The sequence below is a fragment of the Pseudomonas sp. KD5 genome (assembly GCF_012932895.1).
Taxonomy (GTDB): Bacteria; Pseudomonadota; Gammaproteobacteria; order Pseudomonadales; family Pseudomonadaceae; genus Aquipseudomonas.
In genome coordinates this window covers 86,764-107,866 of sequence record NZ_JDWJ01000004.1, presented here as the reverse complement: position 1 = coordinate 107,866, position 21,103 = coordinate 86,764, and the positions used below count along the sequence as shown (strand labels likewise).

At 59.9% G+C, this 21,103-nt stretch carries 19 protein-coding genes; 12 read left to right on the top strand and 7 right to left on the bottom strand.

Annotated features, from left to right (window positions below; translation table 11 throughout):
* Positions 1-209: 209 nt before the first annotated feature.
* From tcyJ to AF70_RS10190, 11 genes are all read left to right on the top strand, one after another.
* On the top strand, positions 210-1,004 hold the full coding sequence (tcyJ, locus tag AF70_RS10240; protein WP_019581730.1) for a cystine ABC transporter substrate-binding protein: 795 nt from the start codon (positions 210-212) through the stop codon (positions 1,002-1,004).
* Positions 1,004-1,669 carry a cystine ABC transporter permease gene (gene tcyL, locus AF70_RS10235; protein ID WP_007939566.1) on the top strand — a complete coding sequence of 222 codons (666 nt, stop codon included), beginning with the start codon at positions 1,004-1,006 and terminating at the stop codon, positions 1,667-1,669. The genes tcyJ and tcyL overlap by 1 nt, the downstream gene beginning before the upstream one ends.
* Before the next feature lie 4 nt (positions 1,670-1,673).
* Complete coding sequence (gene tcyN / locus AF70_RS10230; protein WP_007939567.1) at positions 1,674-2,423, top strand: L-cystine ABC transporter ATP-binding protein TcyN; 750 nt, start codon at positions 1,674-1,676, stop codon at positions 2,421-2,423.
* A 506-nt stretch (positions 2,424-2,929) separates the two neighbouring features.
* Positions 2,930-3,694 (top strand): hypothetical protein, encoded by a 765-nt coding sequence (locus AF70_RS10225; RefSeq protein WP_019581728.1) that lies wholly within the window; start codon positions 2,930-2,932, stop codon positions 3,692-3,694.
* Positions 3,695-3,948: 254 nt separating this feature from the next.
* Entirely contained in the window at positions 3,949-5,190 is a 1,242-nt protein-coding gene (locus AF70_RS10220; RefSeq protein WP_028939564.1) for an SfnB family sulfur acquisition oxidoreductase, read from the top strand.
* A 23-nt stretch (positions 5,191-5,213) separates the two neighbouring features.
* Entirely contained in the window at positions 5,214-6,407 is a 1,194-nt protein-coding gene (locus AF70_RS10215; RefSeq protein ID WP_028939563.1) for an SfnB family sulfur acquisition oxidoreductase, read from the top strand.
* A complete protein-coding gene (locus AF70_RS10210; RefSeq protein WP_028939562.1) occupies positions 6,407-7,759 on the top strand; it encodes an LLM class flavin-dependent oxidoreductase in 1,353 nt (450 codons plus the stop codon). The genes AF70_RS10215 and AF70_RS10210 overlap by 1 nt, the downstream gene beginning before the upstream one ends.
* Before the next feature lie 174 nt (positions 7,760-7,933).
* The gene (locus tag AF70_RS10205; protein ID WP_028939561.1) at positions 7,934-8,743 is read left to right on the top strand and encodes a MetQ/NlpA family ABC transporter substrate-binding protein; all 810 of its coding nucleotides are present in this window, start codon (positions 7,934-7,936) and stop codon (positions 8,741-8,743) included.
* A 2-nt stretch (positions 8,744-8,745) separates the two neighbouring features.
* On the top strand, positions 8,746-9,867 hold the full coding sequence (locus tag AF70_RS10200) for a methionine ABC transporter ATP-binding protein (protein WP_019581724.1): 1,122 nt from the start codon (positions 8,746-8,748) through the stop codon (positions 9,865-9,867).
* Entirely contained in the window at positions 9,857-10,501 is a 645-nt protein-coding gene (locus AF70_RS10195) for a methionine ABC transporter permease (protein WP_019581723.1), read from the top strand. Before AF70_RS10200 ends, AF70_RS10195 begins: the two co-directional genes overlap by 11 nt.
* A 64-nt stretch (positions 10,502-10,565) precedes the next feature.
* Entirely contained in the window at positions 10,566-11,195 is a 630-nt protein-coding gene (locus tag AF70_RS10190; RefSeq protein WP_019581722.1) for a bifunctional 2-polyprenyl-6-hydroxyphenol methylase/3-demethylubiquinol 3-O-methyltransferase UbiG, read from the top strand.
* 3 nt (positions 11,196-11,198) lie between these two features.
* Here AF70_RS10190 and AF70_RS10185 read toward each other — a convergent pair whose 3' ends face one another.
* From AF70_RS10185 to AF70_RS10175, 3 genes are read right to left on the bottom strand one after another with little or no spacing between them, the layout of a single operon-like run.
* Complete coding sequence (locus tag AF70_RS10185) at positions 11,199-14,252, bottom strand: efflux RND transporter permease subunit (protein ID WP_028939560.1); 3,054 nt, start codon at positions 14,250-14,252, stop codon at positions 11,199-11,201.
* Entirely contained in the window at positions 14,249-15,316 is a 1,068-nt protein-coding gene (locus AF70_RS10180; RefSeq protein WP_028939559.1) for an efflux RND transporter periplasmic adaptor subunit, read from the bottom strand. Before AF70_RS10180 ends, AF70_RS10185 begins: the two co-directional genes overlap by 4 nt.
* Positions 15,313-16,416: an efflux RND transporter periplasmic adaptor subunit gene (locus AF70_RS10175; RefSeq protein ID WP_028939558.1), complete on the bottom strand. Its 1,104-nt coding sequence runs from the start codon at positions 16,414-16,416 to the stop codon at positions 15,313-15,315. Before AF70_RS10175 ends, AF70_RS10180 begins: the two co-directional genes overlap by 4 nt.
* 304 nt (positions 16,417-16,720) lie before the next feature.
* On the opposite strand from AF70_RS10175, the gene AF70_RS10170 reads away from it, so the two are divergent.
* The gene (locus tag AF70_RS10170; RefSeq protein ID WP_028939557.1) at positions 16,721-17,881 is read left to right on the top strand and encodes an AAA family ATPase; all 1,161 of its coding nucleotides are present in this window, start codon (positions 16,721-16,723) and stop codon (positions 17,879-17,881) included.
* 79 nt (positions 17,882-17,960) lie between these two features.
* Here the strand turns inward: AF70_RS10170 and AF70_RS10165 are convergent, their stop codons facing one another.
* From AF70_RS10165 to AF70_RS10150, 4 genes are read right to left on the bottom strand one after another with little or no spacing between them, the layout of a single operon-like run.
* Positions 17,961-18,842, bottom strand: coding sequence for a transporter substrate-binding domain-containing protein (locus AF70_RS10165; protein WP_028939556.1), 882 nt, complete (start codon positions 18,840-18,842; stop codon positions 17,961-17,963).
* Complete coding sequence (locus AF70_RS10160) at positions 18,839-19,621, bottom strand: amino acid ABC transporter ATP-binding protein (RefSeq protein WP_028939555.1); 783 nt, start codon at positions 19,619-19,621, stop codon at positions 18,839-18,841. The genes AF70_RS10165 and AF70_RS10160 overlap by 4 nt, the downstream gene beginning before the upstream one ends.
* Positions 19,618-20,277 (bottom strand): amino acid ABC transporter permease, encoded by a 660-nt coding sequence (locus AF70_RS10155; protein WP_019581715.1) that lies wholly within the window; start codon positions 20,275-20,277, stop codon positions 19,618-19,620. The genes AF70_RS10160 and AF70_RS10155 overlap by 4 nt, the downstream gene beginning before the upstream one ends.
* Entirely contained in the window at positions 20,258-20,923 is a 666-nt protein-coding gene (locus AF70_RS10150; protein ID WP_019581714.1) for an amino acid ABC transporter permease, read from the bottom strand. Before AF70_RS10150 ends, AF70_RS10155 begins: the two co-directional genes overlap by 20 nt.
* Positions 20,924-21,103: the final 180 nt, after the last annotated feature.

Below are 21,103 nucleotides of genomic sequence, written 5' to 3'. Positions count from 1 at the left end.
AGGAATGCAATCCTCAAATATTCATTTAAAGAATAACAAACTTAATATTTATTATTTTCCTATCTAAAGACGACATCATATAGTCGCGCCGCAGGCGAATTTGCAGCGAGACGCATAAGCTGCTTTAGGGCAGGATATCGCAGTCGTTCAAATCCCGAATTTGCCAACTTTCCTTAAGCGTCTTCCATAAGAAAACACAGGGGCTTGTCATGAATTTTTCCGCACTACGTAGAAATCTGCTGGTGGGCTCGTTGGGCCTGGCGCTGAGCGCCGGCCTGCTCGGGCAAGCGGTTGCCGGAGAGCAACTGCAAAAGATCAAGGACGCGGGCGTGATCAACGTCGGCCTGGAAGGCACTTATCCACCGTTCAGCTTCGTCGACGAGGCCGGCAAACTGAGCGGCTTCGAAGTCGAGTTCTCCGAAGCCTTGGCCAAAGAGCTGGGCGTGAAGGTCAAACTGCAGCCGACCAAATGGGAAGGCATCCTCGCGGCCCTGGAATCCAAGCGTCTGGACGCGGTGATCAACCAGGTGACCATCACCGAAGAGCGCAAGAAGAAGTACGACTTCTCCGAGCCGTACACTGTTTCCGGGATTCAGGCCCTGACCCTGACCAAAAACAAAGACACCATCAAGACCGCCGCCGATCTGGCCGGCAAGAAAGTCGGCGTAGGCCTGGGCACCAACTACGAGCAGTGGGTGAAAGAGAATGTGCCTAAGGCTGACGTCCGCACCTACGAAGATGACCCGAGCAAGTTCCAGGATCTGCGCGTCGGCCGCATCGACGCCATTCTGATCGACCGCCTGGCCGCGCTGGAATACGCCAGGAAGGCCAAGGACACTGCCGCCGCCGGCGAAGCGTTCTCCCGCCAAGAGGCCGGTATTGCCCTGCGCAAAGGCGAGCCTGAACTGCTGGCCGCGGTGAACAAAGCCATCGACAAGCTGCGTGCCGACGGTACGCTGAAAAAGCTTTCGGAAAAATACTTCAGCGCTGACGTCACTCAATAATGGGAGAAGCTTTCCAACTCGCGCTGGACTCCGCGCCCTTCCTGCTCAAGGGCGCGTACTACACGGTTATCCTGAGCCTGGGCGGGATGTTTTTCGGCCTGCTGATGGGCTTCGGCCTGGCATTGATGCGCCTGTCGCGCTTCAAACTGGTGAGCTGGATTTCCCGCATCTACGTGTCGTTCTTTCGCGGCACGCCGTTGCTGGTGCAACTGTTCGTGATCTATTACGGCTTGCCGCAATTGGGCATCGAACTTGATCCGCTGCCGGCCGCCCTGATCGGCTTCTCGCTGAACATGGCGGCCTACGCCTGCGAAATCCTGCGTGCCGCGATCAGCTCCATCGAGCGCGGCCAATGGGAAGCTGCGGCCAGTATCGGCATGACCCGCGCGCAAACCCTGCGCCGGGCCATTCTGCCGCAAGCGATGCGCACGGCCCTGCCACCGTTGGGCAACAGCTTCATCTCGCTGGTCAAGGACACCGCGCTGGCGGCCACCATTCAGGTGCCGGAGCTGTTCCGCCAGGCGCAGCTGATCACCGCCCGTACCTTCGAAATTTTCACCATGTATCTTGCCGCCGCGCTGATCTACTGGGTTCTGGCCACGGTGCTTTCGCACCTGCAGAACAAGTTGGAAGAGCGGGTCAATCGGCACGACCAGGAGTCCTGACCCAATGATTGTCGTGGAAAAACTGACAAAGCAGTTCAAGGGTCAGGTGGTGCTCAACGGCATCGATCTGCAGGTGAAGGAAGGCGAGGTGGTGGCAATCATCGGCCCCAGCGGCTCGGGCAAGACCACGTTCCTGCGTTGCCTGAATTTTCTGGAAGAACCCACCAGCGGCCGGATCAAGGTCGGCGACATCGAGATCGATGGCAGCCGTCCCCTGAACCAGCAGCAGAGCCTGGTACGACGCCTTCGCCAGCACGTGGGTTTTGTGTTCCAGAACTTCAATCTGTTCCCCCATCGCACAGCCTTGGAAAACGTCATCGAAGGCCCGATCGTGGTGAAAAAAATCCCACGAGCCGACGCCGTTGCCTTGGGTAAAAAGCTGTTGGCCAAGGTCGGCCTGGCGGGCAAGGAAGACGCTTACCCGCGACGCCTCTCCGGCGGTCAGCAACAGCGTGTGGCGATTGCCCGGGCGCTGGCGATGGAACCGGAAGTGATCCTGTTCGATGAACCGACCTCGGCGCTGGACCCGGAATTGGTGGGCGAAGTATTGGCGACCATCCGCGGCCTGGCTGAAGAGAAACGCACCATGGTAATCGTCACCCACGAGATGGGGTTTGCTCGGGACGTGGCCAACCGTGTGGTGTTTTTCGACAAGGGTGTGATTGTCGAACAGGGCGAAGCCAAGGCGCTCTTTGCCAACCCGAAAGAAGAACGGACGAAGCAGTTTCTCAGCAAGTTCCTTAACAACGCTTAATTCAATCTCCACTCAAAACTGTCAACTTCCATGGATGGAAGTGACACTTTCTCCGACTTATAAAATCCTGCATTCGCCTTCAACAACCGCCTTGATTAATTCCAAATCGTAGATAACTTCCCACCCTCCCATGCGGTACATATATATGTCCTGCAACAGATTCATCTCGCTTAAAATCCATAAAAACCCTCGCCACCCACAGTCAATGGGTTGCTACCTCCAAGGCGTGCAGCCCATCAAATATTGGACTAAATTCGACAGAGCATTGGGGTTTATTAACTGCACTGCGTAGGAGATTTCTGAATAACCCAAGAACCAACCTTTAACCAATAAACACTATTGACACCTATTCGAACCCACTCTTATCTAGTCTCCAACAAGCGACTTTCATCAAACTCGATCACTCTTCAAATACACAAAAAGTGAATCGTTTTGTTGCCTGGTAATTCACGCCTTTCGATCTTTCAGAAACGGACTTCGCGGTAAGGCTTCAAGGAGAGAACCCCATGACAAGCACTTCGAACAAACCCGACCTTGCAGCCCCGACCCTGGCGCAAACTCACAAGGCCGGCATCAGCATCACCTCGGCCGCTCATCTAATGATCGACGTGCCGCCTTATCCAGGCATGGACGAAGGCGACCTGATCGAGCTGTTCTGGAACAACTGCTACGTGGCCTCCAGCCTGGTGGGGACTGACCATGGCGGCAAAGCGGTGAGCCTGCGGGTGCCGGAAAGCTTCATTGCCAACGGTTCTGCTCGCGTCCATTACAAGGTCATGCAGATCGGGCAAGGGCCAGCGATATCACCGGCGGCGCGCGTCCAGATCAAACTCGATTGCCCCGGCGGCCTACCCTCGCCCCTTTGCGATGAGGAAAACCAGAGCCTGGCGCCGGTGTTCATTCCCGAGACCATTCGCCGTCAGGGGGTCAATCCGAACCAGGTCAAGCGCGGTGTGCCATTGACCATCGAACCCTACCTGAACATGGCCGCCGACGACGAAATCACCCTGCGCTGGGGCGATGTGCGCATGGACCTGCCCAAACTCAAGGCCGACGATGTGGGTCAGCCGATCCACGTCTGGGTGCCACCGGCAATCATTCTCGAAGCCGGCGAAGACCTTCGACTGGAAGTGACCTACTGCATCCTCGACCGGGTGGGTAACAACTCGCGCTGGGCACCGGCACGCACACTGAAAATCGGCTGTGCCAATCCTTACCTGAAAGTGCCGCCCAAAGAAGTGCTCAAAGCCGCAGAACCCAGAAAGCGGTGAGGCCCTGTAGCAGCTGGCGAAGCCAGCTGCTACAGGGAAGAGACTGATACCTCTTCTATCTATATTCCTAAAAGTTAGTTCATTAATTATTTATACGCGTTTAGGGTATATACACCGGACCACCGGACATTCGTGTTTTTCGTTCGCCGCAACACCTGCGGCGTTTTCATGAGATGTGAGGTAGGTATGGTCCGGAACACAATCACCCCAGTGCAAATCGCCAGGGCATTGCGTGCAGCCAAGGAGCGGCACTGATGTCCAGTCTGGCAGATGCAATCGTTCAGAGTGATCTGGACATCGCCCCATTGTTGTTGCCCGCGCAGGTCTTGCGCAACGACACACAAGCCATCAAGGCTGCCCAAGAGCTGGCGCAAGTCGCGCGCCTGCAAGCCGCCAAACGTGACCAGCAGCGCAAGTTGCCCTGGTCGGAAATCGAACAGTTCACCCGCAGCGGCTTGGGCAGCATTGCCATCCCGCGTGAGTACGGCGGCCCACAGGTTTCATTCGTCACCGTTGCCGAAGTCTTCGCGATCATTTCCGCAGCCGACCCGGCCTTGGGGCAGATCCCGCAGAACCAGTTCGGGATTCTCAACCTGATACTGGGCAGTGCCACCGAGTCGCAGAAAAAACAGCTGTTCAAAAGCGTGCTCGAAGGCTGGCGGATCGGTAACGCAGGCCCTGAGCGCGGAACCAAAAATACCCTGGAGCTCAAGGCGCGAATCACCGCCGACGGCGATGGCTTCGTCATCAACGGGCAGAAGTTCTACTCCACCGGCGCCTTGTTCGCCCACTGGGTGGCCGTCAAGGCGCTGAACGACGACGGCAAGCAAGTGCTGGCCTTCGTTCGGCGCGGCACACCGGGCTTGCGCATCGTTGATGACTGGTCAGGTTTCGGCCAGCGCACCACCGCCAGCGGCACCATTTTGCTCAACAACGTGCGGGTCGACGCCGAGCTGGTGGTGGATAACTGGAGGATCAACGACAGCCCGAACACTCAGGGCGCCGTGTCGCAACTGATTCAAGCGGCCATCGACGCCGGCATCGCCCGGGGCGCTATCGATGACGCCATCGAATTCGTGAAAACCCGTGCCCGGCCCTGGATCGACGCCAAGGTCGAACGGGCCAGCGACGACCTCTACGTGATCGCCGATATCGGCAAGCTGAAAATCGAACTGCACGCCGCCGAAGCGCTGCTGCGCAAGGCCGGGCAAGTGCTCGATCAGGTCAACGCCGCGCCGCTCACCGCCGAGTCTGCGGCACGCGCCTCGATTGCCGTTGCCGAGGCCAAAGTGCTGACCACCGAGATCTCGCTGCTGGCCAGCGAAAAACTCTTCGAGCTGGCCGGCAGCCGCGCCACCCTCGCCGAGTTCAACCTCGACCGCCACTGGCGCAATGCCCGGGTGCACACGCTGCACGACCCGGTGCGCTGGAAGTATCACGCGGTTGGCGCTTATCACTTGAACGGCACGTTGCCGGCTCGCCACTCCTGGATTTAACGACCAGATCGCTGGAGAAACACATGTCTCTTTCTCGAAACGTCGCGGTCATTACCAGCGATGAGCAAGCCCTGATCGTCGCCGGTGACCTGGCCGACGACTTCAAACGCGACAGCGCCCTGCGCGACCGCGAACGTCGATTGCCGCACCCGGAACTGGAAGTGTTTTCCCGTTCGGGTCTTTGGGGCATCAGCGTGCCAAAGGAATACGGCGGCGCCGGTGTTTCCAACGTCACCCTGGCCAAAGTGATCGCGTTGATCGCCCAGGCCGACGGCTCCCTCGGGCAGATCCCGCAGAACCATTTCTACGCCCTCGAAGTGCTCCGTGTGAACGGCAGCCATGAGCAGAAAAAACGCCTGTATGCCGAAGTGCTGGCCGGCCAGCGTTTCGGCAATGCACTGGCGGAACTAGGCACCAAAACCGCCCATGACCGCGTCACCCGCCTGACCCGCGACGGTGACGGCTATCGCATCAACGGCCGCAAGTTCTACGCCACCGGCGCCATTTACGCCCAGCGCATCCCCACCTCAGTAGTGGATGAAAACGGCGTGCAGCAGCTGGCCTTCGTCCCGCACAACAGCAAAGGCCTGACGGTCATCGACGACTGGAGCGGCTTCGGCCAGCGCACCACCGGCAGCGGTTCGGTGGTGTTCGAGGATGTCTACGTTGCCGCCGAGGACGTGATTCCATTTCAAAGCGCGTTCGAGCGCCCGACCACTGTCGGCCCATTGGCGCAGATTCTCCACGCCGCGATCGACACCGGCATTGCCCGCGCAGCCTATGAAGATGCATTGCATTTCGTGCGGACCAAAACCCGGCCGTGGATCGACGCCACGCATGAAACAGCCACCGAAGACCCACTGACCCTCAAGAGCTTCGGCCACTTGAGCATTCGCCTGCACGCCACCGAAGCCTTGCTGGAGCGCTCCGGCGAATTCCTTGACCAGGCCCAGGTCGACACCAATGCCGAGACCGTCGCCGCCGCGTCGATTGCGGTTGCCGAAGCCCGGGCCATCAGCACAGAAATCTCGCTCGCCGCCGGCAGCACGCTGTTCGAATTAGCCGGTAGCCAAGCAACTCTGATTGAGCACGGCCTGGATCGCCACTGGCGCAACGCCCGGGTGCACACCCTGCACGACCCGGTGCGCTGGAAGTATCACGCGGTGGGCAATTACTACCTCAACGATGAAAACCCGCCGTTGCGGGGGACCATTTGATGAGCAAAAAGAAGATCCTGCTCAACGCGTTCAACATGAACTGCATCGGGCACATCAACCATGGTCTGTGGACCCATCCACGGGACACGTCCACCCAGTACAAGACGATCGAATACTGGACCGAACTGGCGCAACTGCTGGAGCGCGGACTGTTCGACGGTCTGTTCATCGCCGACATCGTCGGCGTGTACGACGTCTACCAGAACTCGGTCGATGTGCCGCTCAAAGAGTCGATCCAATTGCCGGTCAACGATCCGCTGCTGCTGGTCTCGGCCATGGCCGCGGTCACCAAGAACCTCGGCTTCGGCCTGACCGCCAACCTGACCTACGAGCCGCCGTATCTGTTCGCCCGACGCCTGTCGACGCTTGATCATCTGAGTCGCGGCCGCGTCGGCTGGAACATCGTCACCGGCTATCTGGACAGCGCCGCCAAAGCCATGGGTCTCAGCGAACAGGTGGAACACGACCGACGTTACGACCAGGCCGACGAATATCTGCAAGTGCTCTACAAACTCTGGGAGGGCAGTTGGGAAAACGGCGCGGTGCTCAACGACCGCGAGCAACGGATCTACGCCCAGCCAGACAAAGTGCACAAGGTCGAGCACAAGGGCGAGTTCTATCAGGTCGAGGGTTATCACCTCTGCGAGCCGTCGCCGCAACGCACGCCGGTGCTGTTCCAGGCCGGCAGCTCCGATCGCGGTTTGCTGTTCGCCGGTCGGCATGCCGAGTGCGTGTTCATCAGCGGCCAGAACAAACCGGCGACCCGGGTTCAAGTGGACAAGGTTCGCGCCAGCGCCGTCGAGGCCGGGCGCAATCCTTGGGACATCAAGGTGTTCATGGGTTTAAACGTGATCGTCGGCGCCACCGAAGCGCTGGCCTGGGCCAAGCATGCCGAGTACCTGAGCTACGCCAGCGCCGAGGCCGGCGTGGCGCACTTTTCGGCGTCCACCGGGATCGATTTTTCCGAATACGAACTCGACGAACCGATCCAGTACGTGAAGAGCAACGCCATCCAGTCCGCCACCAAGAACCTGCAAAACAACGACTGGACCCGCCGCAAACTGCTGGAACAACACGCCCTCGGTGGCCGCTACATCACCGTGGTCGGCTCGCCTGAGCAAGTGGCCGATGAGCTGGAATCATGGATCGCCGAAACCGGCCTCGACGGCTTCAACCTGACACGGATCGTCACCCCGGAAAGCTATGTGGATTTCATTGAGCTGGTGATTCCCGAGTTGCAACGCAGGGGCTCGTACAAGACCGCTTACGACAACGGCAGTCTGCGGGAAAAGCTGTTTCAGCGTGACGCGCATTTGCCTGAGCAACATACGGGCTCTGCGTTCCGCCGCTAATCCTGTGGCGAGGGGGCTTGCCCCCGTTCGGCTGCGCAGCAGTCGCAAACCTGCGGACCGGTTTTACCTGACACACCTCATTGCATGGTTTTGGGGCCGCTTCGCGGCCCAACGGGGGCAAGCCCCCTCGCCACAAATTTGTGCACCGATTAAACAATTGACTGGAAACTACTCATGACCAAAAAACTCTTATCCCACCCAGTCAAAGCACTGGCCCTGGCCCTCGGCCTCTTCAGCTCCATCACCTTCGCCGCCGACGCGCCGCTGAAAGTCGGCACCACCGCCGCCTTCGCCATTCCGCTGGAAGCCGCCGTAGAGGAAGCCAGCAAACAAGGCCTGAAAGTCGAACTCGTGGAGTTCAGCGACTGGATCGCTCCCAACGTCAGCCTCGCCTCGGGCGACATCGACGTGAACTATTTCCAGCACATCCCGTTCCTGGAAAACGCCAAGGCCGCGGCCGGCTTTGATCTGGTGCCGTTCGCCCCGGGCATCATCAACAACGTCGGCCTCTATTCGAAGAAATACAAAAGCTTCGCCGAGTTGCCAGAAGGCGCCAGCGTGGCCATCGCCAACGACCCGATCAACAGCGGTCGCGGCCTGCAACTGTTGGCCAAGGCCGGGTTAATCACGCTCAAACCGGGCGTCGGCTACAAGGCCACCGAAGAGGACATCATCGCCAACCCGAAGAAAATCAAAATCCTTCAGGTCGAAGCCGTGCAACTGGTACGCGCCTACGACGACGCCGATCTGGTCCAGGGTTATCCGGCCTACATTCGCCTGTCGAAAACCTTCGATGCCAGCTCCGCGCTGCTGTTCGACGGTCTCGATCACAAGGAATACGTAATCCAGTTCGTGATCCAGCCGAAAAGCAAAACCGACCCACGGCTGATCAAATTCGTCGACATCTATCAGCACTCGCCAGCGGTTCGCGCAGCGCTGGATAAGACCCATGGCAAGCTCTATCAAGCTGGCTGGGAAAGCTGAGCATGACGGCCGCCATCCAACGGCGACTGGAGACTCCAGAGCCACACAGTGCTGAACGCACCGAGCTCCACCCCGAGCTGAACCGCGCCCACGTGCGCTTCATCGGCCTGGGTAAAACCTACAATGGCCAGCAAGGTCCGGTGGCGGCCCTGCACGGTATCGACCTGGCAATCCAGCGCGGCGAAGTGTTCGGCATCATCGGGCGCAGCGGTGCCGGCAAGTCGTCTCTGATCCGTACCATCAACCGCCTCGAACAACCGAGCAGCGGGCGAGTACTGATCGATCAGGTGGACATCGGCGAGTTCGATGAAGACCGACTGGTGGCGCTGCGCCGGCGCATCGGCATGATCTTCCAGCACTTCAATTTGATGTCAGCCAAGACGGTTTGGCAGAACGTCGAATTACCATTGAAAGTCGCCGGTGTGCCCAAGGAAAAACGCGAGCAGAAGGTCCGTGAATTGCTCGAACTGGTGGGTCTGCAAGGTAAACACAAGGCTTATCCGGCGCAGCTTTCCGGCGGGCAGAAACAACGTGTCGGCATCGCCCGTGCGTTGGTGCATGACCCGGAAATTCTGCTGTGCGACGAGGCCACTTCGGCCCTCGACCCAGAGACCACCCAATCGATCCTCGGCCTGTTGCGCGAGATTAATCAGCGCCTGGGCCTGACCATCGTGCTGATCACCCACGAGATGGCGGTAATCCGCGATATCTGTGATCGGGTCGTGGTGTTGGAACACGGGCGAATCGTCGAGCAAGGGCCGGTCTGGGAAGTCTTCGGCAACCCGCAACATGAGGTCAGCAAGACCTTGCTCGCGCCGCTGCAACACGGCCTGCCGGAAGAACTGCAAAGCCGCTTGCGGGCACAGTCGCAGTCTTCGGACGCCGCCGTGGTGCTGCGCTTGCAATTCACCGGCAATACCCGCGACGAGCCAGACCTGGCGGCGTTGTTCAGCGCCCTCGGTGGTCGTGTGCGTTTGCTGCAAGGGGGCGTGGAGCGGATTCAGGGCCATGCGCTGGGGCAATTGCTGCTGGCGGTGACCGGTTCGTCCCTCGGTGCCGAGGAATTGCGTCAGCGCGCCAGTCATTGGGCGCAACAGGTGGAGGTGCTGGGTTATGTGGTTTGATCGATTGCTGCAAGGTTTCATCGACACCTTTTTGATGGTCGGCGTGTCATCGCTGATCGCGCTGTTGGCGGGCATTCCGTTGGCGGTGATTCTGGTCACCAGCACCAAGGGCGGAATCTACGAAGCACCGGCACTGAACCGCGCACTGGGCGCGTTCGTGAACCTGTTTCGCTCGATTCCGTTTTTGATTTTGATGGTGGCGCTGATTCCGTTTACCCGGTTGATCGTCGGCACCACCTATGGCGTATGGGCCGCCGTGGTGCCACTGACCATTGCCGCTACGCCGTTCTTCGCACGCATTGCCGAAGTCAGCCTACGGGAAGTCGACCACGGGTTGATCGAAGCGGCGCAAGCGATGGGGTGCCGGCGCTGGCATATCGTCTGGCATGTGTTGCTGCCGGAAGCGCTGCCGGGGATTGTCGGGGGGTTCACCATTACGCTGGTGACGATGATCAATTCGTCGGCCATGGCCGGGGCGATTGGCGCTGGCGGGTTGGGGGACATTGCGTATCGGTATGGGTATCAGCGCTTTGACAGCCAGATCATGTTGACGGTGATTGTGTTGCTGGTGGTGTTGGTGGCGGTGATTCAGTTGGGTGGGGATCGGTTGGCTCGGGGGTTGAACAAGCGCTGAATCAAGATCAAAAGTGCGAAAGCGCTTATAGTCAGTGCTTCTCTCTTTTTCTGTGCAGCCAACCATGAAACAGACTCCCACCGACCTGGAGCAGATCACCTCCACCACTCTGGGCCATTACAACGCGGTGGCTGAAGACTTCCGTGAAGGCACTCGCGATCACGATGTCAGCCAGAACATCGATGCCCTGCTGCGGCATATTCAGGGTAAGGCGCCCTTCAGCATTCTCGACTTTGGCTGCGGTCCTGGCCGCGACCTGAAAACCTTCACCCGCCTGGGCCACATCGCCATCGGGCTCGACGGTTCGGAAAAGCTTGCGCAGATGGCCCGGGACGACAGCGGGTGTGAGGTCTGGCAGCAGGACTTCCTGAAACTCGATCTGCCGGCCGAGCGCTTCGACGGGATTTTTGCCAATGCGGTGCTGTTTCATGTCCCGAGTCAGGAGTTGCCCAGGGTGTTGAAGCAACTGCGCGCGGCGTTGAAGCCGGGCGGTGTGTTGTTCAGTTCCAATCCCCGTGGCGAGAATCAGGAAGGCTGGAACGGATCACGGTATGGGGCGTATTACGACCTGGCGGCGTGGCAACAAATGCTGACCGAGGCGGGGTTTGTGGAGCTTGAGCATTACTACCGGCCGGCGGGGCTGCCGCGGGAGCAGCAGCCTTGGTTGGCCAGCGTTTGGCGTCGAGCCGACTGATCGTTACGGCGCTTGTTTCTTCGGCTCGCGTACCTTGTACCAGGCCACATACAGCGCCGGCAAAAACAGCAGCGTCAGCAACGTCGCAATGATGATCCCGCCAATCATCGCGTAGGCCATCGGCCCCCAGAACACTTCCCGGGCAATCGGGATCATCCCCATGCTCGCCGCCGCGGCCGTCAACAGAATCGGTCGGCGACGGTGTTCCGTGGCGTGCAGCACCGCGTCCCACGGCGTATAGCCGTCCTTCTCGAGGGCGTCGATCTGGGTCACCAGGATCACCGAGTTGCGGATGATGATGCCGATCAGCGCCAGAATCCCGAGGATCGCCACGAAGCCCATCGGCGTGCCCGTCGGGATCAGCGCCAGCACCACGCCGATCAGCCCGAGCGGCGCGACGCTGGCCACCAGGAACAGCTTCTGCACGCTGTGCAACTGGATCATCAGGAAGGTCGCCATCAAAAACAGCATCAACGGCACCACCTTGGCAATCGGCCCCTGGGCCTTGCCGCTTTCCTCCACCGTACCGCCGGTGGCGACTTTGTAGCCCACCGGCAAACCGGCGGCGAACTTGTCGATGTCCGGTTGCAACTGCTTCACCAGGTCGGTCGGCTGAATCTCGTCGCGCACCGCAGCCTTGATGGTAATGGTCGGTTTGCGGTCACGACGCCATACCAGCGGTTGCTCCAGTTCGTAGCGCACCGTGGCAAACGCCAGCAGCGGTATCGAAGTGCCGCCGGGGGTGACGATCTGCAAGTTCTGCAAGGTTTCCGGGCTGCCGCGCTCGGCATCTTCAGCGCGGCCGACCACGTCGATCAGGTAGATGTCATCATCGACCTGCGTCACCGGCGAGCCGACGACGATGCTGTTCATCAGGTTCGCCACGTCTTCCGACGACAGCCCCAGTTGCCGCGCCTTGTCTTGCGCGATGTCGATGCGCAGCACTTTGCCCGGCTCGTTCCAGTCGTAAATGATCTCACCGATGTGCGGGTTTTTATCCAGTTCAGTGGCCAGGGCGATCGCGTGCTTGCGCACTTGATCGATGTCTTTACCGCTGACCCTGTATTGAATCGGACGCCCCACCGGCGGGCCCATTTCCAGAGCCTGGACGTAACTGCCGATGCCGACGAACTCTTCACGCAAGCGCTTTTGCAAACGAGCAGTCAGCGCCGTGCGTGACTCCAGGCCTTTGCTGACGATCACCAGTTGCGCGTAGTACGGGTTCTGCAACTGCTGGTCGAGGGGCAGGTAGAAACGGATCGCACCCTCGCCGATGTAGGTGCTCCAGCGCACGATGTCCGGGTCACCCTTGAGCGTCGCTTCGAGCTTGTCCACGGCTTTGCGGGTTTCGGCGATCGAGGCGTTTTGCGGCAGGTTCAGGTCGACGAGAATTTCCGGGCGGTCCGAGGACGGGAAGAACTGGTTCTGCACGAACTGCATGGAAAACACCGAGAGCACGAACAGCACTACGGTAATGCCAATAGCCCACCAGCGATTGCGCATGGCCCAGAGCAGGCCACCATTGAATGCCCGACCGATGCGCCCAGGCTCGGTGTCGTGAGGTTTCACCTTGGCGCTCAGGATATGCACCCCAAGCACCGGGGCGAACAGCACGGCGACGATCCATGACACCAGCATTGCCACCGCGATCACCGCGAACAGGGTGAAGGTGTACTCACCGGCGGAGCTGGCGTTCAAGCCGATCGGCACGAAACCGGCGACAGTGACCAGCGTGCCGGTGAGCATCGGGAACGCGGTCGAGGTGTAGGCGAAGGTGGCCGCTTGCTCTTTGGTTTCACCCATTTCTAGGCGCGTGACCATCATCTCCACCGTGATCATCGCGTCGTCCACCAGCAGGCCGAGGGCGATGATCAATGCACCGAGGGAAATCCGCTGCATGGTGATGCCGCTGTATTCCATGAAGAGGAAGACCATCGCCAGCACCAACGGAATCGAACATGCCACCACCAGCCCGGCGCGCACGCCAAGGCTGACGAAGCTGACGATCAGCACGATCACCACGGCCTCGAACAACGCACTGGTGAAACCGCCGACAGCTTCTTCCACCACTTCGGCCTGATCGGAAACGTTGTGCACGCCAACGCCCACCGGCAGGTCGGCCGTCAGCTCGTTCATGCGCAGATGCAGCGCCTTGCCAAATGCCTGGATGTTGCCGCCCTTCTTCATGGCGATTGCCAGGCCGATGGCCGGCTGGCCGTTGAAACGAAACTCCGGGGTGGCAGGATCGACATAGCCACGACTGATATCGGCGATGTCGGCCAGGCGGTAGAAGCGGTCGTTGAGCTTCAGATTGACGTTGGCCAGGTCTTTCTCAGAGGCAAACTGCCCCGAGGTCCGCACCGAAATCCGCTCCGGGCCGGCCTCGATCACTCCCGCCGGGGTCACGGCATTCTGTGATTGCAGGCTCTGCACCACCTGGCGCTGATCGATGCCGAGGGCGGCGAGTTTGCGGGTGGAGAAGTTCAGGTACAGCACTTCATCCTGCTCGCCGATCATTTCGACCTTGCCCAATCCTGGCACTTCACGGATTTCGGCACGCACCTGTTCCACGTAATCGCGTAGCTGGCGCATCGACAGGCCGTCAGAGGTAAAGGCATACACCGAACCGAACACATCACCGAACTCATCGTTGAAGCCCGGCCCTTGCAGGCCTTGCGGGAAGTCGCCGCGGATGTCGTTGATCTTCTTGCGCACCTGGTACCAGATTTGCGGAATGTCCTTGGCGCTGGTGGTGTCGAGCAGGTTAACGAAGACCGTTGATTCGCCGGGGCGGGTGTAGCTTTTCACGTAATCGAGCGAGTCGAGTTCTTCGAGTTTTTTCTCGATCCGGTCAGTGACCTGCTTGAGGGTTTCTTCCTGGGTCGCGCCGGGCCAACGGGTCTGGATCACCATGGTTTTGATGGTGAACGACGGGTCTTCTTCGCGACCCAGGTTCAGGTAGGAGAACACGCCCATCAACAGCGCGACGAACATCAAATACCAGACAAACGACTGATGCTTGAGGGCCCATTCGGATAAGTTGAAACTCCCTTTCATTGCGGGCTGCCCTCGTCAATTCTCACTTTCTGCCCCGGCTTGAGGCTGTTCACACCGGCACTGACCACCCGCTCGCCGGATTTCACACCGTTGGCCACGACCACTGTGTCGTCGGTCCGGCTGATCAGGCTGACCTCCCGTGGGGCAACGGTTTGCGTCTGTGGATCGACGATCCAGATCCGTGTTTTCCCATCGACCTCCTGCAATGCGCTCGCCGGCAGTTCGAGGCGTGGTTTGATTTCAGAGCTGAGGGTCACGCTGATCGCCGTGCCGAGGTGAAAACCCGGCGGCGTATCGGTCAGGCTCAGGCGGGCGCGACGGGTACGGGTCGCGCTTTGGGCCTGGGGTTCGATTTCACGCACGATGGCGGTGCTGGTGATGCTCGGGTCCAGCTGCGAGGCGACCTGGAACACCACGTCGGCCGGCAAATCATCGACCAGGGTATCGGGCAGGTCGATCACTGCTTCCTTGATGTCCGGCTGCGCCAGAGTCACCACCTGCTGGCCGGCCGTCACCACCTGCCCGGCTTCGGCGCTCCACGCGGTGACAATGGCTTTGTGATCGGTGCGCAGTTCAACGTAGTTGAGTTGGTCCTGCGCCTGATTGACCGCGGCCCTGGCTTGATCGAGGGACGCCTGGGTGGTTTTCAAATCGGTCTGGGCGATGTCCAGTTGCGCCTGAGCGCCGACCCCGCGATTGAACAGTTCCTGCTGACGCCGGGCGTTGGCCTGGGCGTTGATGAGCTGCGCCTGAACACGCGCCAGGTCACCCTGGGCCGAGCGCAACTGGTTCTGCTGATCGGTGGGGTCGAGGGTGGCGAGCAAGGCGCCTTTCTGGACTTCGGCACCGACATCGACGTTACGGCTGGCGATACGCCCCGGCACCCGGAACCCAACGTTGCTTTCGTAACGGGCCTGAATGCTGCCGGCGAACCGGCCGAGGTTTTCTTGATTGAGCGCTTTCACTTCCACAGACAACACCGGCCGCACCGGTTCTGGCGGCGCTTCTTCCTTGGAACAGGCACCCAGCAGCACAGCGGCGGACAACAGCAACAGGCGCTTCATGGTTGGGCTCCTGTCGTTGGGGTCTGATCGGTATTTTCGACGACCTCCACCCGTACGCCCGGGTGCAGCAACTGGCCGCCCGCGGTGACGACTTTTTCGCCACCGGTGAGGCCGGCGCTGACAATGACTTTGCCGGTCAGGTAACGGCCAACGGTGACCGTGTGCAACTGCGCCTTGCCCTCGGCGTCCACTAACCACACGGCAGGGTCGCTGAGGTTTTTGGTCAGGGCAGCCCAAGGCAGCTCCACCGCGGTTTTGCCCACAGGCTTGGCGGTGGCGCTCACCACCGAGCCGAGCTGCATGCCTTCAGGGAGACCGTCGAGGCTGACTTTGACTTGCACCGTGCCGGTCTGCGCGGACACCGCTGGCGTGACTTCGCGAACGGTGCCCGTGGTCTTGATTTTCGGATTGTCGAGCAGGCTGACCACAATTGATCTGTCCGATGGCGGCTCGGCCAGCAGCGATTCGTAAACGTTGAACACCGCGTCACGCTCGCCATCCCGGGCCAGACTGAAAATCGGCACCGTGGCCTGCACCACCTGACCGACTTCGGCCTGGCGCGCGGTAATCACGCCTGGCGCATCGGCAATCAACGCGGTGTAGCTCAATTGATCACGGGCGTTGGCCAATTGCGCTTGAGCCGCGCTCAATGCGCTCTGGCTGCTGCGCAAGGCCGCTTGGGCGGAGTCGTATTCGCTCTGGCTGGTGTAGTCCTTGGGCAGGAGTTTTTGCTGGCGAACGAAGGCGGCGGCAGTCTGTTTGACCCGCGCCTGTTCGGCAACGACCTGGGCCTGGGCCGAATCGACATTGGTTTGCAGGTCTTTGGGGTCAAGCCTGGCCAGCACTTGTTTGGCCGACACTCGGTCACCGACATCGACCATGCGCTGGATGATCTTGCCGCCCACGCGGAACGACAACTCGGTCTGGACTCGGGCCTGGACATCGCCGGTGAGTGTCACCGCGGCGGCGTAATCGGTTGGCTTGACCTCTTGCACGAAGACTCGCGGACGGTCCTTCTCGACGGGCTTTTTCTCGCCACAAGCGGTCAGCAGGGCGAAGAGGCTCAGGCCAACCATTAATTTCAATCCGGGACCCGCCATGCAGACTCCTTTGCGTTGTACGTACGTGCCAGTGACGATACGACTGTGAGCTTAGAACAGGGTTCAACAGGTGCACGGGTTTGCTGCATTCCCTGTGGCGAGGGGCTTGACTGTGGCGAGGGGGCTTGCCCCCGTTCGACTGCGCAGCAGTCGTAAGCCGGCTAACACAGTGATCCTGAAAGAAACGCGGTGACTGGTTTAAGGGCTGCTTCGCAACCCAACGGGGGCAAGCCCCCTCGCCACAGGGATCACCGTGTTGCTGACAATAAGGCAGAATGGCTGACCCTGCAGCAGGAAGCTCCCCATGCTCAAAACCCTCGCGGTGGCCAACTACCGCTCGATCAATAAATTGGTGATTCCGCTCGAACGGCTGAACCTGATCACCGGCCCCAACGGCAGCGGTAAATCCAATCTCTACCGCGCCTTGCGTCTGCTGGCGGAAACTGCTCAGGGTGGAGTGGTCAATGGCTTGGCACGCGAGGGTGGGCTGGATTCGACCTTCTGGGCCGGGCCGGAAACCATCACCCAGCGCATGCGCAAGGGTGAAATCCCGGTCCAGGCAACCATGCGACACGGCGTCAAGCGCCTGCGCCTGGGGTTTGCCGGTGAAGACTTCAGCTACTCGATCGCGCTGGGCCTTGCGGAACCGAGTCTTTCCGCGTTTTCTCTGGACCCGGAAATCAAAAAGGAATGCATCTGGTCCGGGCCGTTCTATCGCCCGGCCAGCCTGCTGGTGGATCGCAACGGCCCAATGATCCGCGCCCGGGTCGGGCGCGGCTGGGAGGTGCTGTCCCAGCACACGCCGAATTTCGACAGCCTGTTCGATCAGGTTGGTAGCTTGCGTACCTCGCCGGAAGTCTTGCAGCTGCGTGAATTCATCCGCCGTTGGCGCTTCTACGATCACTTTCGCAGCGATGCCGAAGCTCCGGCGCGACAACCACAACTGGGCACTCGCACGCCGGTGTTGCACCACGACGGTCGTGACCTCGCGGCGGCATTACAGACCATCCGCGAAATCGGCGATCCCGAAGCCTTGCAGGCGGCGATCAGCGATGCGTTCCCCGGCGCGACGCTGAACATCGCATTGCTGCAAGGTGGCCGATTTGCAATCGAGTTTTATCAGGAAGGGTTGTTGCGGCCACTGTCCGCCGCCGAATTGTCGGACGGGACGTTGCGCTATCTGTTGCTGGTCGCGGCATTGCTGACACCCCGGCCGCCGACGCTGATGGTGCTGAATGAGCCGGAAACCAGTCTGCATCCGGACTTGTTGCCGGCGTTGGCGCGGTTGATTATTCGAGCGTCCGAACAGTGCCAGGTGTGGGTGGTGTCCCATGCGCGGCGCTTGATCTCGGCATTGCAGCAAGACCCGGAATGCAATTGCATTGTGCTGGAGAAAGATTTCGGCCAGACCGGGATGGTCGGGCAGCGGATGCTGGATGAGCCGGTGTGGTATTGGCCCGACTGAGACACACTGATCGTTCCCTCGCTCTGTGGCGAGGGAACAAGCTCCCTCACCACAGGTGGGAACGATCAGCTGAAGCAAATCACCCCTGCCACTTCCCACCCTCGACAATCACGCTCTCAGGCCTGGTGTCATCGCTCAGCTCTTTACGCACGTACTGGTCGTACAGCTTGAGCAAAAATTTATCCTCACCCAGCTTCGCCAACTCCGCATTCACCCAATCACGCAGTTCGATGTTGCCCTTCTTTACCGCCGGGGCGATCGGTGCTTCGGCGCCCAACTTCTGCTCCAGTACACGGTAGCCCGGGTTTTGTTTGGCCCAGCTGAACAGCACCAGATTGTCCTGCGCATAAGCGTCGCCGCGACCATTGGCCAGGGCTTGCAGGGACTCGGAGTTTTTCTCGAACTTCAGCAGTTTCCAGTCCGGGTGATTTTTGGTCAGCCAGACATCGGCTGTGGTGCCCGTGGTCACGATAGTCGTGCGGGTCGCCAAGTCATCAAGGTTCTTCACTGAACTGGCCTGCGGCACCAGCGCCTGCACCGCCACCTTGAGGTTCGGGTTGGTGAAGTCCACCGCTTCCTTGCGCTCCGGGGTGACGGTCATGTTGGCCAGGATCAGGTCGACCTTGTCGCTTTGCAGGAATGGAATCCGGCTCGCCGGCTCCACCGCCACGAACTCGACTTTGTTTTCATCGCCCAATAGATCCTTGGCGAATTGGCGACCAATGTCGGTATCGAACCCCACGTAGCGCCCGGCTTCATCGACAAAACCGAACGGCGGTTTGTCGGTGAACACGCCGACAATCAGCTTGTCCCGGGCTTTGATCTTTTCCAGGTAACCGGCCGGTGCGCTGCTGACGCTGGCGACTTTCGGCTTGGCCGGTTCTTCGGTTTTGTTGCAGCCGGCCAGCAGCGCCAGGCCGAGCAGCGGGAGTAGCAGCAGAGAAGACTTGGCAGTTTTCATGGCAGTTCCAGTTCCTTTGTTTGAGTCGTTTTGGGTAGTGCGGCGACATAGGAGAACTTCTCCAGGAACTGCTGCGCTCGTGCGGTTTGCGGGTTCGTAAAGAAAATCTCGGGGGGTTGTTGCTCAAGGATGCGCCCGGCGTCCATGAACACGATGCGGTCGGCCACGGCGCGGGCGAAGGCCATTTCGTGGGTGACGATCAGCAGCGTCATACCTTCGCGGGCCAGCCCCTGAATCACTTCGAGCACCTCCTTGACCATCTCCGGGTCAAGGGCGGCGGTGACTTCGTCAAAGAGCATGACCTGGGGATTCATGCACAGCGAACGGACGATGGCGATGCGTTGTTGCTGACCACCGGAGAGCTGACGCGGGAACGCGTCGCGCTTGTCCAACAGGCCTACGCGCGCCAGCAAGGCTTCGGCCTGGGAACGGGCTTCGCGGCGATCGCGCTTCTGCACTTTCACCGGGCCAAGCAGCACGTTATCGAGCACACTCATGTGCGGGAACAGGTGATAACTCTGGAATACCATGCCGATCTGCTGACGCACTTCGCGCCAGTCGGTGCCCTTGCCCAGCAACTCACGCCCGGCAAAATTCAAGCTGCCGCTGTGAGCGACTTCCAGGCCGTTGAGGCAGCGCAGCAAGGTGCTTTTGCCACAGCCGCTGGGGCCGAGGATGACGATCACTTCGCCCGGTTTCACCTTCAGGTCGATGCCGTTGAGCACCTGCTGCTCGCCAAAAAACTTGTTGAAACCCTTGAACTCGATCAATGCGTTCATGCTTGCGTCCAGCGCCGCTCCAGCACGCGGGAAGCGGCTGACAGCGGGTAGCAGATGAAAAAGAAAAACAGAAACAGCGCGCCATAGATCAGTACCGATTCGTAGGTGCGCTCGATGATCTGCTGGCCGACCTTGATCACGTCCACCACGCCGATCAGCACCGCCAGGGAGCTGGTCTTGATGATCCGCGTGTAGACGTTGATGGTCGGCGGCGTCATGCGTTTCAGCGCCTGGGGCAGCAGCACGTAGCCATAGAGTTGCGGGCCGTTCAAGCCAATCGACAATCCCGCTTCTCGCTGGCCGCGCGGTAACGAATGCAAGGCGCCGCGCACCACTTCCCCGACTTCGCTGGCGCCCCACAGCGACAGCACCAGCACCGCGCACCAGAAGCTCGGAATGCTCAGGCCGAAAAAAATCGGCAGGCCGAAGAACAGCAAATACAACCAGACCAGCACCGGGATCGCCCGGAACAATTCCAGATAGACCCGCAAAATGACGTTCAGCCACTTCGAATTCAGCGTGCGCAACACGCCGTAGAGCACGCCGCCGACGGTGCTGAAGGCGATGCTCAGAAAAGAAATCGACAAGGTTTGCGCAGCGCCCTTGCCCAATTGCGGCAATGACACCATGAGCAACTCAAGACCCGAACTGGCCATGCTGGAGCCTCCTTTCCAGACGGCTGAGCAGCAGCGACAACGGCAAAAACAACAGCACGCAGATCAACGTCAGCACGGCGAGCATTTCGTAGGTTTTGTAATAGAGCGCGATGTAGCTCTTGGTGGTGTAGAGAATCTCCGGCACCGCCACCGCCGAGACCACCGTGGTTTCCTTGAGCAGGAATATGAAATTGGCGAATAGCGACGGCAGGCTGAGGATGCCGGCCTGCGGCAAGATCACGTAGCGCAGCAATTGCCCGTGGGACAAGCCAATTGAACGACCGGACTCAAGTTGCGCCTGGGGCACGGCATCCACGCCGGCACGCAGGACTTCGGTGAGGTAGGCTCCGCCGAGAAAGGTCATGGTGATGATCGCTGCGGCGAAGCCCGAGACTTTGATGCCCAGGGCCGGCAAGGCGAAGTAGACGAAGAACAACTGGATCAGCAATGGCGTGTTGCGCGCCAACTCCACATACAGCCCGACCAGCCGCTGCAGGTAAGGCGTGCGAAACACCAGAATCGTCGCGTTGACCAGCGCCACCAGCAATGAAGTGCCGATGGCGATGAAGCCGACCTGCAGCGTCACGCCAACGGCTTTGAGAAACGCCGGCAGGGTGCCGAGGATAAATGCGTAGTCGAAGGTCATTGAACATCCTGTAAGCCGCTCGGGAAGCGACGATGGCGCAGTCCATGGGCAGTGGATAACCACCCGGCAGGCACCGACTTTAAAGGTATAAAAAGAGGAATTTAAATACCGATAAAGCATATTGATATCACACAAAAAACTATCCTGTGGGTTTGCGACGGCAGCGGGAGACGGCTATTT

Bases quoted from the DNA above. Each gene is read 5' to 3' on its own strand.
- AF70_RS10220 (WP_028939564.1), top strand. From the start codon at position 3,949: ATGTCCAGTCTGGCAGATGCAATCGTTCAGAGTGATCTGGACATCGCC.
- AF70_RS10200 (WP_019581724.1), top strand. From the start codon at position 8,746: ATGACGGCCGCCATCCAACGGCGACTGGAGACTCCAGAGCCACACAGT.
- AF70_RS10160 (WP_028939555.1), bottom strand. From the start codon at position 19,621: ATGAACGCATTGATCGAGTTCAAGGGTTTCAACAAGTTTTTTGGCGAG.
- AF70_RS10150 (WP_019581714.1), bottom strand. From the start codon at position 20,923: ATGACCTTCGACTACGCATTTATCCTCGGCACCCTGCCGGCGTTTCTC.
- AF70_RS10185 (WP_028939560.1), bottom strand. From the start codon at position 14,252: ATGAAAGGGAGTTTCAACTTATCCGAATGGGCCCTCAAGCATCAGTCG.
- AF70_RS10180 (WP_028939559.1), bottom strand. From the start codon at position 15,316: ATGAAGCGCCTGTTGCTGTTGTCCGCCGCTGTGCTGCTGGGTGCCTGT.
- AF70_RS10210 (WP_028939562.1), top strand. From the start codon at position 6,407: ATGAGCAAAAAGAAGATCCTGCTCAACGCGTTCAACATGAACTGCATC.
- AF70_RS10215 (WP_028939563.1), top strand. From the start codon at position 5,214: ATGTCTCTTTCTCGAAACGTCGCGGTCATTACCAGCGATGAGCAAGCC.
- tcyL (WP_007939566.1), top strand. From the start codon at position 1,004: ATGGGAGAAGCTTTCCAACTCGCGCTGGACTCCGCGCCCTTCCTGCTC.
- AF70_RS10190 (WP_019581722.1), top strand. From the start codon at position 10,566: ATGAAACAGACTCCCACCGACCTGGAGCAGATCACCTCCACCACTCTG.
- tcyN (WP_007939567.1), top strand. From the start codon at position 1,674: ATGATTGTCGTGGAAAAACTGACAAAGCAGTTCAAGGGTCAGGTGGTG.
- AF70_RS10165 (WP_028939556.1), bottom strand. From the start codon at position 18,842: ATGAAAACTGCCAAGTCTTCTCTGCTGCTACTCCCGCTGCTCGGCCTG.
- AF70_RS10225 (WP_019581728.1), top strand. From the start codon at position 2,930: ATGACAAGCACTTCGAACAAACCCGACCTTGCAGCCCCGACCCTGGCG.
- AF70_RS10170 (WP_028939557.1), top strand. From the start codon at position 16,721: ATGCTCAAAACCCTCGCGGTGGCCAACTACCGCTCGATCAATAAATTG.
- AF70_RS10205 (WP_028939561.1), top strand. From the start codon at position 7,934: ATGACCAAAAAACTCTTATCCCACCCAGTCAAAGCACTGGCCCTGGCC.
- AF70_RS10175 (WP_028939558.1), bottom strand. From the start codon at position 16,416: ATGGCGGGTCCCGGATTGAAATTAATGGTTGGCCTGAGCCTCTTCGCC.
- AF70_RS10155 (WP_019581715.1), bottom strand. From the start codon at position 20,277: ATGGCCAGTTCGGGTCTTGAGTTGCTCATGGTGTCATTGCCGCAATTG.
- tcyJ (WP_019581730.1), top strand. From the start codon at position 210: ATGAATTTTTCCGCACTACGTAGAAATCTGCTGGTGGGCTCGTTGGGC.
- AF70_RS10195 (WP_019581723.1), top strand. From the start codon at position 9,857: ATGTGGTTTGATCGATTGCTGCAAGGTTTCATCGACACCTTTTTGATG.